This is a genomic window from Mycobacterium sp. NPDC003449 (genome assembly GCF_053588415.1).
In genome coordinates this window covers 19,298-28,869 of the sequence record NZ_JBSFPX010000086.1, presented here as the reverse complement: position 1 = coordinate 28,869, position 9,572 = coordinate 19,298, and the positions used below count along the sequence as shown (strand labels likewise).

Sequence of the window (9,572 nt, the reverse complement as noted above, 5' to 3'; positions counted from 1 at the left end):
GGGCCCGTCGATCACCAGGGCCGGTGCGGCGTCGGAGACCATGTACGCGAGCCGGTCCGCCGGGTACTCGGGGTCCAGCGGCAGGATCGGCCGGTGTGCGCCCCTCCGGAACCCCGGCCGAAGCGGATACCGCCATGGGATGAGTCCTAAAGGTCGCAGTGTCACGGGTGTGGAAACCCGATTGGGAATGCGCTTTCCGAAGCGATCCGACGATAACGTGACTCAGCGCACACTGTCAACGTCGCGGCCGCCGAAACCGGCTCAACCCGCGCCGACCAGGCGCGTGCTGTCCCGCAGCACCACCTGGCCGGCGACGCGTTCCCGCAGGTCATCGCAGTCGGTATCGGTGCGCAGTGCCAGCTCGACGGCGCGCGCGCCGATAGCTTCGAGGGGGAGTGCCACGGTGCTCAGGCTCGGGGTGTAGTCGCGCAGCGTGGGGATGTCGTCGAAACCCGCCACCCCGATGTCCTCGGGCACCGAAAGGCCCAGGTCGCGCCACGCCGCGATGGCGCCGATCGCCATGACGTCGGTCACGGCGAATACGCACACCGGTTCGGCCCGGGTACCCGGCGTGATCTGCAGCGCGCCGGCCAACCGCCGCGCCGCCGAGTAGCCACCGTCGCGGGTGAACTCGCCCGACACCTCGACCAGCGGCGTGAGGCCGCGCCGGCCCAGCGCCTCGACGAAGCCGTTGCGCCGGTCCACCCCGGTGCGGATGCTGCCGGGGCCGCCGATCACCGCGAAGTGGGTGTGCCCTTCCTCGACCAGAGCATCGGCCAATTGTGCCGAGGCGAAGTGGTTTTCGGGCTCGACGGCACCGCCGAAGGCCAGCGGCTGGCCGATCGCGACCACCCGGCCGCCGTTCGCGCGGTACCGGCCGAACTCGGCTTCGAGGTCGCGGTCGAGGTCGCCGCTCTGGCGCGATCCGGCCAGCACGATCGCGTCGGCCCGGTGGGCGATGAAGGTGCTGACGGATTCCCGTTCGATGTCGAAGTCGCGGTCGGTGCTGGCCAGCAACACCTGTTTGTGGGCGGTCCGCGCGGCGGTCTGCACACCCCGCGCGATCGAGGAGAAGTACGGGTCGGCGATGTCGTGGACGATCAGGCCGAGTAGCCCGGTCGAGGCCCGGGCGAGGGCCTGGGCCTGCGCGTTAGGGACATAGCCGAGCTCGAGGGCGGCCGCCCGGACGCGGTCGGCCACCCCCTCGCCGGGGACCCGGCTCGAACCGTTGAGCACGCGCGATGCCGTCGCCAGTGACACACCGGCCCGGACGGCCACGTCCTGCAGTCTCACCGCTGCCATATGCGCTCCCGCCGTCGTTGGGGTTGACCCGGACCATCGCATGAGCTTACCGTGGAAAGCGCATTCCGAAGTGCTGACATCGCCGACGCCTGGACCTGGCGGCACCGGCGATGCAGGTCAATCGACCGCGCCTGCCGGTGTTCACCGGCCGATCAGATAAGGCATCTTCCGATGACTCCAGACACCGCGACGACACGTCGCACCCTGCGCATCGCCATGAACGGCGTCACCGGCCGGATGGGGTACCGCCAGCACCTGCTGCGGTCCATCCTGCCGCTGCGCGAGTCCGGCCTGGCCCTCGGCGACGGCACCAGGGTGGCGGTCGAACCCGTTCTGGTCGGACGCAATGCCGACAAGCTGGCCGAGATGGCCGACGCCCACGGCATCGAGCACTGGACCACCGACCTCGCCTCGGTGATCGCCGACCCGACCATCGACGTGTACTTTGACGCGCAGGTCACCTCGCGCCGGGTCGAAGCCCTTACCGCCGCCATCAAGGCCGGCAAACACGTCTACACCGAAAAGCCCACCGCCGAAACCCTCACCGAGGCAGTGGAACTGGCCCGGGCCGCGCAGAACGCCGGGATCACCGCCGGGGTGGTGCACGACAAGCTCTACCTGCCCGGGCTGGTCAAGCTGCGCCGGCTGGTGGACGAGGGCTTCTTCGGCCGGATCCTGTCGATGCGCGGCGAGTTCGGCTACTGGGTGTTCGAGGGTGACGGCCAGCCCGCGCAACGGCCCAGCTGGAACTACCGCACCGAGGACGGCGGCGGGATCACCGTCGACATGTTCTGCCACTGGAACTACGTCATGGAAGGCATCCTCGGCAAGGTCGAGGCCGTGACGGCCAAATCCGTCACCCATATCCCGACCCGCTGGGACGAGGCAGGCCAACCGTATGAGGCCACCGCCGACGACGCCGCCTACGGCCTGTTCGAGCTGGCCGGTGGTGTTGTCGCCCAGATCAATTCGTCCTGGGCGGTCCGGGTGTACCGCGACGAGCTGGTTGAATTCCAGGTCGACGGAACCCACGGGTCGGCGGTCGCCGGGCTGCGCCGCTGCGTGGCCCAGCACCGGTCGCACACCCCGAAACCGGTGTGGAATCCCGACCTCCCGGCCACCGAGCCGTTCCGGGACCAGTGGCTCGAGGTGCCCGACAACGCCGACCTGGACAACGGGTTCAAACTGCAGTGGGAGGAGTACCTGCGCGATCTGCTGGCCGGGCGCCCGCACCGCTACGGCCTGCTCTCGGCGGCCCGCGGCGTCCAACTCGCCGCGCTGGGGCTGCGCAGTTCGGCCGAGGGCCGTCGTATCGAGGTTCCGGAGATCGTGCTGTGACCGCGACCCACACCGGCGTCGCGCTGACCCTGCCCCTGCACGGCGAACTGCGTCGCGTCGAACTCGGTGAGCCGGGCCGATGGCGCAGGCCGCAGCGGCCGATCAGCTCGCGGATCGCCTACGCCGCAGCGCATGTGGTGCCCCGGACGCTGGCCGACAACACTCCCGGCGCACCCGCCGACCTGGATTGGGAGGCCACCCTGGCCTACCGCCACGAACTGTGGTCCTACGGACTCGGGGTGGCCGAGGCGATGGACACCGCCCAGCGCGGGATGGGACTGGATTGGGCCGCGACAGCGGAACTGATCCGGCGCAGCGGCGCCGAGGCCGCCTCGGTGGGTGCCCGGCTGGCCTGCGGGGCGGGCACCGATCAACTGGTGGCCGAGGACCTCGCTCCGGGGGCGAGCGGACTGCGGACGATCATCGACGCCTACCGTGAGCAGGTCGCGGTGATTCGCGAGGCGGGCGCCCAGGTGATCCTGATGGCGTCGCGGGCGCTGGCCCGGGTCGCGCAGTCACCCGCCGACTACCTGACCGTCTACAACGCCGTGCTGGCCGAGGTGGATCAGCCGGTCATCCTGCACTGGCTCGGGGAGATGTTCGATCCCGCCCTGCGCGGCTACTGGGGTTCGGACCGGATCGACTCCGCGACAGCGGTGTTCCTCGACCTGATCGGGTCCAACGCCGACAAGGTCGACGGCGTCAAGGTCTCGTTGCTCGACGCGGCCCACGAGATCGCGTTGCGCCGGGCACTGCCGGACGGGGTGCGCCTCTACACCGGCGACGACTTCAACTACCCGGAGTTGATCATCGGCGACGAGCTGGGGCATTCCGATGCGCTGCTGGGGGTTTTCGCCGCGATCTACCCGGCGGCCTCCACGGCGCTGCAGGACCTCGACGACGGCGACGCCGACGGTGCCGCCGCGATCCTGGAATCCACCCGGGCGCTGGGCCGCCACATCTTCACCGCACCCACCTACTACTACAAGACCGGTATCGCCTTCCTGTCCTGGCTCAACGGCCGACAGCCCGGTTTCGCCATGGTCGGCGGACTGTCGAGCGGACGGTCCGTCGCGCATCTGTCCGAACTGTTCGCGCTGGCCGATACGGCCGGACTGCTCGCCGATCCGGAACTGGCGGCACGGCGGATGCGGGTGTTCCTCGAGCTGAACGGACTGTCCGCATGAGTGTCGATCCGGCCCGCCGGTTGTCGCTGAACACCATGACCACCAAGTCCTTCACCCTGCGTGAGGCGGTCGAGGCGACGGCTTCGGCCGGGCTGTCGGCCATCGGGCTGTGGCGCGACCGCGTCGCCGAGGTGGGCCTGGACACCGCGGCGAAGCTGGTGCGCGACAACGGCCTTCGGGTCTCCAGCCTGTGCAGGGGCGGCTTTCTCACCGGGGCCGACGGTGCCGCGGCGCTCGAGGACAACCGGCGCGCCATCGAGGAGGCCGCGACCTTGGGGACCACCGAACTGGTGCTGGTGGTGGGCGGCGTCGAGGACCGCGACCTGCCGGGGGCCCGGCGGCGGGTGGCGAGCCGGCTGGCCGAACTGGTGCCCCACGCCGTCGATCACGATGTGCGGCTGGCATTGGAACCGCTGCACCCGATGTTCTGCGCGGACCGCGCCGTGATCTCCACCCTCGGCCAGGCCCTCGAACTGGCCGCCCCCTACCCGGCCGCGGCGGTCGGCGTCGTCGTCGACACCTTCCACGTGTGGTGGGACCCCGATCTGGAGGCCAGCATCCTCGAAGCCGGTGAGCAGGATCGGATCAGCGCGTACCAGATCTGTGACTGGCTGGTGCCGATGGCCGCGGACCCGCTGGTGTCGCGCGGCATGATGGGCGACGGCGTGATCGATTTCGCGGCGATCACCGCATCGGTGGACGCCGCCGGCTACCGGGGCGACATCGAGGTCGAGATCTTCAACGAAAAGGTCTGGGCGACAGACGGTCACCGCGTCATCGACACCATGAAACGGCGGTACCTGGAGTTGGTGGCGCCCGCGCTCACGGCAGACTGATCAGCAGCACCCCGGCCAGAACCACGCCCGATGCGATGGCGCGCCGCACGCCGAGACGCTCACCGAGGAACACCGCGCCGATCAAGGCGCCGAACACGATGCTGGTCTCACGTAGCGCGGCGATCGGCGCGAGCGCGCCGGTGGTCTGTGCCGCCAGCACGATCGTGTACGCGGCCAGCGAGATCGCTCCGCCGGCCAGGCCGGGTGCGGCACACTCCCGCACCGCACCGGCCAGTCGGGGGCCCCGGCGCACCGCGGCGATGATCGCCAGCGGCGGCCCCTGCAGCAGGAACATCCACCCGGCGTAGGCGAACAGCGGTGAAAGCTGCACGCCGACACCGTCGATCACGGTGTAACCGGCGATCATCACCCCGGTGAGCAGGGCGGCCGCGATCGCCGGGAGGTCCTCGCGGCGCGGCCGCCCACCCGCGAGCACCAGGCCGAACAGGCCGGCCGAGATGGTCAGCACGCCGATCAACTCGGTCAGCGGCAGTTCGCGGCCGAGGAACACCAGCGAGATCACCGCGACCAGCCACGGCGAGGTGCCGCGCGCCAGCGGATACATCTGGCTGAACTCGCCGAGCTGATAACTGGCCAGCAGCAACAGGTTGTAGACCACGTGGGCCAGGGCCGAGCCGATGATGAACGGCCAGGCCCCAGCCGGCGGCAGACCACCCACCGCGGCCAGGACCGCGCCGCCGACCGCATCGACCACACCGATCAGGGCGAACCCGACCAGGCGGTCGGAGACGGCGTGGGCCAACGAATTCCAGATGGCGTGCATCAGCGCGGCGAGCAGCACCGCGAGCATGACCGGACCTGACACCAAACGGCTCCTCGGGTCGGCCCCGTGGCGGGGCGCGGGCGAAGGAGCCTCCAGGCTTTTATCCCGTCAGCTGTGGACCGAGGTCCTGGCGCCGCTCGGTCCAGACCCGGCCCGTCCTGATTGTCGATACCCGGCGGACGAGCGGCGGAACCCTAGGCGCGATCGCCGACCAACTTACCCGTGCGGGTCAGCGCACCTGGGAGCGGCCCCGGTCCATCACGGCGGCCCGGTTGGCGGCGATGTCGTCACCGGTCGCGGTGGCCATCCACTCCTTGGCCGATGCCGCCTCGATCCACAGTCCGGCGCTGGTCTGGGCGTCGTCGATGCGGTGATAGGAGGCCAGCAGGGCCCGGACGGCGGCCTGGTTGTTGCCGACGACCGAGGCCGCCACCCGGCGCGCGGCGGGCAGCAGCTCGTCGTGGGCCACCACCTCGGTGACCAGCCCGGCGCGCAACGCATCGGCGGCCGACAGATAGTCACCGGTCAGGCTCATCCGCCGGGCCAGGCCCACGCCGACCTTCTGCGGCAACCGCACGCTGAGGCCCCAGGTCGGCAGCAGCCCGACCCTGGCATGGGTGTCGGCGAACCGGGCCTGCTCGGAGGCGATCAGGATGTCGCAGTACAGGGCCAGTTCCAGGCCGCCGGTGACCGCCGCGCCGTTGATCGCCCCGATCACCGGTTTGGTCATCGGGGGCCACTTGGGTGAGATGTCGGGCAAATCGGTGGTGTCGCCGAGTTCTTTGAGGTCCAGGCCGGCGCAGAACACCGGGTCACTACCGGTGACGATCACGACGTCGACCTCGTCGTCGGCCTGCGCGGCCCGCAACGCACCGTAGAACGCGGTCCGCAGTTCGGTCGACAGGGCGTTGCGGGACTGCGGCCGGTTCAGCGTCAGGGTGCGGACCCGGTCGGTGGTGTCGATGAGTAAGACGTCGGTCATCGGATCAACCTATCGTGGTGCCATGTGCCGGAACATCACCGAGTTGCGCGGGCTCGAGCCCGCCGCCACCGACGAAGAGATCGAGGCCGCCGCACGTCAGTATGTGCGTAAGGTCAGCGGGCTGACCCGGCCCACCGGGGCCAACGTCGACGCATTCGAAACCGCGGTCGCCGAGGTCACCACCATCACGACGCGGCTGCTGGATGGGCTGGCACCCCGCCGTCAACCACCGAAGACGGTGCCGCCGCTGCGCCGTCCGGAGGTGCGGGCCCGGTTGGCCGCCAAGCAATGACACGGCCCGCGCTCAAGGAGTGGAGCGCGGCCGTGCACGCGCTACTGGACGGTCGCCAGACCGTGCTGCTGCGCAAAGGCGGTATCCACGAGAAACGATTCACCGTGGACGCCGAGGACTTCCTGCTGTTCCCGACCGTCGCGCACAGCCACGCCGAGCGGGTCCGCCCCGAGCACGCCGACCTGCTGGGCCGCGCGGCGGCCGACAGCACCGAGGATGCGGTGACGATCCGCGCCGGAGCCAGGGTCGTGGCCGCCGTCGAGGTGGCCAGGCCCGAGGCGATCGACGAGCTGGCGCCGCTGCACATCTGGACCGCCGAATCGGTGCGGGCCGACCGGCTCGACTTCCGCCCCAGACACCGGCTGACGGTGCTGGTGGTGCAGGTCAGCCCGTTGACCACGCCGATCACCCTGGACCGGACCCCCGCCTACGCGGGCTGCAAGAGCTGGCTCGACCTGCCGGCAGCGGGCCGCCGCGCCGCACCGGTACACGACGACGCGGCGCTGGCCGGCATCGCCGAGCGGGTGCGCCGGTCAGTAGCCTGACGGCGGGCGCGGGCCCGCGGGTAACACCAGCCGTGACACCCCGCCCTCGCCGTGGTGCACGGTGTGGGTGGCCCGCGCCAGCCGCGACCCGGAGATCTGCGGTTCCCCGGTGCCGAGGTTGCGCGCGAACCGCGGGTGCGATCCACCCGCCACCACCAGCCGGATCCGCGAACCCGCCGCGAAACGGTATGCGACGGCGTCCAATTCGAGCCGCAGCGTCCCGGACTGTTCGGTGCGCCGCAGGAAGGCGTCGCTGACGTTGCGGGACCGGCCCTTGGCGTCCACCTCGCTGAGCCGGACGAACACGTCGTTGTTGGGGTTGTCGCAGCTGTGCGCCAACTCCACCACCGGGGTTCCGACGACGTACAGATCGGCCGGCAGCGGGTCGCCGGTGAAGGTCGCCACGTCCGAGCGCCGGGCCAGCTTGGCATCGTCGCGGTAGCCGCCGTCCCGGGACAGCAGCCGGCCACCGACGGTCGGGGTCGGGTGGGCCGGGTGATAGGTGAATGCGGACGGTGGCGCGGTCGGCGCCGGAGCCGTATCCGTCAGCCCGCCGGCCGGCTGCAGGAACAGCTCGCGTTCGGGCATCTGCGGGGGCCATTCGGGCAGGTCGACCCAGCCGTGTCCGTTGATGTTGATCCGGACCGGGCTGCGGGTGGGGCCGGCCTGCCCGGCCAGATGAGTGCCCAGCCAGTCCAGCGATTCGGTGATCACCGTCGACGCGCCGCGCGTCATCAGCTGGGTGTGCGTCCACGGGCCGACGGTGAGCGCGACCGGCACGCCGCGGCGGTGCAACCGGGCGTACTGGTCGAGGGTCTGGTCGAGGAACAGATCCTGCCAGCCGCTGAGCAGCAGAATCGGTACGTCCACCCGCTCGAGCGCCTGGTCGAATCGCAGCAGCTCCCAGAACGGGTCATCGCGTTCGGGGTGTTCCAACCAGGATTCGAACCACGGCGCACCGCTGCCGAGCAGCTCGCGGGCGGCCACCCCGACCGGTAAACCTTCGGCGGCGCGGGCCACCTCGGCGGGTGCCCGCAACTCGCGTTTGAGGGCGGCCAGCATGCCCGGTTCCTCCTGGCGGGCCACCATGGCGCTCCAGCCGAGGAAATCGTTGAGGGTGAACGATCCGGTGCCCCACGCCGATTCGCTGAAATCGTGCGGACCAACCGTGATGACCGCGGCCTTCATCTCCGGCGGCGGATCGGCCAGCAGCGCCCACTGGGTGAAGCCGAGATAGGACAGGCCCACGGTGGCGAACGCGCCGGTGAACCACGGCTGGTCCCGCAGCCAGGCGGCGGTGTCGGCGCCGTCGGCCAACTCGTGCACCATCGGCGTGAACTCGCCGCCCGAACCGAACGTGCCGCGCACGCTCTGCAGCACCACGTGGTAGCCGCGGGCCGCGTACACCTCGGCGAACAGGGCCGAGAACGGGAACCGGCGACCGTAGGGTCCGCGCACCAGCAGGGTGCCTGCGGGGGTGCCGGTCTCGGGTGCGTAGTGGTCGGCCACGAGTTCGACACCGTCGCGCATCGGAACTCGCACGCCGTGGTGCACCGTGAAGTCGTTGCGGTGTGGTGGGAGACCGAGCACACGGCTGACGGCCCTGCCCGTGGCTCTGCGGATTCGGGTCACCGCACCGAGGGTACCGATCGGCCTACCGCCGGACCGGAACTCAGAACTTGTAGTACGGCGCCAGTTCGTGGGCCCGTTGCATGTTGATCGCCAGGCAGTCCGGCCGGTCGGGGGAGTGGATCGGCGAGTAGAACAGCGACTGCTGGATGACGCCGTAGCTGGTCTTGAACGCGATCATGCAGGTGGTCCACCAGCGGTCGTTCCAGTCGGTGGGCTTCATGATCCAGTACTGCGCGGCGCGGTGACCGTCGACATCGAGTTCGACGGCGTCGGCCGGGATGGTCTGCTCATAGGTGCGCCACACGAACGCCTCGACCGCCATCTGGTAGTTCCCGGCGTCGTATTTGCAGCGCAGGCTGTCCTCGGGCGTCGGAGGGGTGTAGGCCAGGCCGATCCGCTGGATCGCGTCGAACGGGATGTCGCGACACGGATCGAAGGGCGACGGGTCAGTGGTTTCGATCACCGGCCATTTAATGGTCGTGGACACGTTGGTCATCGGCAGATCGGTGGCTTCCAGCCGGGGTGCGCCCGCGCCGGAACCACCCTCCGGCGCCGTATGCCACACCACTGCCACTGCCGCAACCAGCGCACACAGCGCCGAGAACAGGCGAAGCCTGGCGGCCATGAAACCCCCTCGCATGTCGATGACGATCGTTCCCCGGCTTGCCGGGAGT

At 70.3% G+C, this 9,572-nt stretch carries 10 protein-coding genes; 5 read left to right on the top strand and 5 right to left on the bottom strand.

Features of this window, described 5'->3' with window-relative positions; translation table 11 throughout:
- Positions 1-261 precede the first annotated feature (261 nt).
- The gene (locus ACWDTP_RS21170) at positions 262-1,302 is read right to left on the bottom strand and encodes a LacI family DNA-binding transcriptional regulator (RefSeq protein ID WP_450023308.1); all 1,041 of its coding nucleotides are present in this window, start codon (positions 1,300-1,302) and stop codon (positions 262-264) included.
- A gap of 171 nt (positions 1,303-1,473) precedes the next feature.
- Between ACWDTP_RS21170 and ACWDTP_RS21165 the strand changes: the two genes are divergently transcribed.
- Genes ACWDTP_RS21165 through ACWDTP_RS21155 form a run of 3 tightly spaced genes read left to right on the top strand, consistent with a single transcriptional unit; the run spans position 1,474 to position 4,663 of the window.
- The gene (locus ACWDTP_RS21165; RefSeq protein WP_450023306.1) at positions 1,474-2,640 is read left to right on the top strand and encodes a Gfo/Idh/MocA family protein; all 1,167 of its coding nucleotides are present in this window, start codon (positions 1,474-1,476) and stop codon (positions 2,638-2,640) included.
- Positions 2,637-3,827 carry a dihydrodipicolinate synthase family protein gene (locus tag ACWDTP_RS21160; RefSeq protein WP_450023304.1) on the top strand — a complete coding sequence of 397 codons (1,191 nt, stop codon included), beginning with the start codon at positions 2,637-2,639 and terminating at the stop codon, positions 3,825-3,827. The genes ACWDTP_RS21165 and ACWDTP_RS21160 overlap by 4 nt, the downstream gene beginning before the upstream one ends.
- Positions 3,824-4,663, top strand: a complete 840-nt coding sequence (locus ACWDTP_RS21155; protein WP_450023302.1) for a sugar phosphate isomerase/epimerase family protein — start codon at positions 3,824-3,826, stop codon at positions 4,661-4,663. The genes ACWDTP_RS21160 and ACWDTP_RS21155 overlap by 4 nt, the downstream gene beginning before the upstream one ends.
- Here ACWDTP_RS21155 and ACWDTP_RS21150 read toward each other — a convergent pair.
- Both ACWDTP_RS21150 and ACWDTP_RS21145 read right to left on the bottom strand, forming a co-directional pair.
- A complete protein-coding gene (locus tag ACWDTP_RS21150) occupies positions 4,650-5,489 on the bottom strand; it encodes an EamA family transporter (RefSeq protein WP_450023300.1) in 840 nt (279 codons plus the stop codon). The two genes, ACWDTP_RS21155 and ACWDTP_RS21150, sit on opposite strands and share 14 nt — an antisense overlap.
- A 187-nt stretch (positions 5,490-5,676) precedes the next feature.
- On the bottom strand, positions 5,677-6,429 hold the full coding sequence (locus tag ACWDTP_RS21145) for an enoyl-CoA hydratase (protein ID WP_450023298.1): 753 nt from the start codon (positions 6,427-6,429) through the stop codon (positions 5,677-5,679).
- A gap of 22 nt (positions 6,430-6,451) precedes the next feature.
- Between ACWDTP_RS21145 and ACWDTP_RS21140 the strand changes: the two genes are divergently transcribed.
- Together ACWDTP_RS21140 and ACWDTP_RS21135 are read left to right on the top strand one after the other, a co-directional pair.
- Complete coding sequence (locus ACWDTP_RS21140) at positions 6,452-6,721, top strand: DUF2277 domain-containing protein (protein ID WP_450023296.1); 270 nt, start codon at positions 6,452-6,454, stop codon at positions 6,719-6,721.
- A complete protein-coding gene (locus tag ACWDTP_RS21135) occupies positions 6,718-7,266 on the top strand; it encodes a DUF1802 family protein (RefSeq protein ID WP_450023294.1) in 549 nt (182 codons plus the stop codon). The genes ACWDTP_RS21140 and ACWDTP_RS21135 overlap by 4 nt, the downstream gene beginning before the upstream one ends.
- On the opposite strand, the gene ACWDTP_RS21130 is transcribed toward ACWDTP_RS21135, so the two are convergent.
- Positions 7,255-8,898, bottom strand: coding sequence for a CocE/NonD family hydrolase (locus tag ACWDTP_RS21130; RefSeq protein WP_450023292.1), 1,644 nt, complete (start codon positions 8,896-8,898; stop codon positions 7,255-7,257). The two genes, ACWDTP_RS21135 and ACWDTP_RS21130, sit on opposite strands and share 12 nt — an antisense overlap.
- Positions 8,899-8,938: 40 nt before the next feature.
- Entirely contained in the window at positions 8,939-9,523 is a 585-nt protein-coding gene (locus ACWDTP_RS21125; protein WP_450023290.1) for a DUF3558 domain-containing protein, read from the bottom strand.
- Between the last annotated feature and the right edge of the window lie 49 nt (positions 9,524-9,572).

Excerpts from the sequence above, each read along its gene's own strand:
- ACWDTP_RS21165 (WP_450023306.1), top strand. The coding sequence starts at position 1,474 with ATGACTCCAGACACCGCGACGACACGTCGCACCCTGCGCATCGCCATG.
- ACWDTP_RS21135 (WP_450023294.1), top strand. The coding sequence starts at position 6,718 with ATGACACGGCCCGCGCTCAAGGAGTGGAGCGCGGCCGTGCACGCGCTA.
- ACWDTP_RS21155 (WP_450023302.1), top strand. The coding sequence starts at position 3,824 with ATGAGTGTCGATCCGGCCCGCCGGTTGTCGCTGAACACCATGACCACC.
- ACWDTP_RS21145 (WP_450023298.1), bottom strand. The coding sequence starts at position 6,429 with ATGACCGACGTCTTACTCATCGACACCACCGACCGGGTCCGCACCCTG.
- ACWDTP_RS21170 (WP_450023308.1), bottom strand. The coding sequence starts at position 1,302 with ATGGCAGCGGTGAGACTGCAGGACGTGGCCGTCCGGGCCGGTGTGTCA.
- ACWDTP_RS21125 (WP_450023290.1), bottom strand. The coding sequence starts at position 9,523 with ATGGCCGCCAGGCTTCGCCTGTTCTCGGCGCTGTGTGCGCTGGTTGCG.
- ACWDTP_RS21140 (WP_450023296.1), top strand. The coding sequence starts at position 6,452 with ATGTGCCGGAACATCACCGAGTTGCGCGGGCTCGAGCCCGCCGCCACC.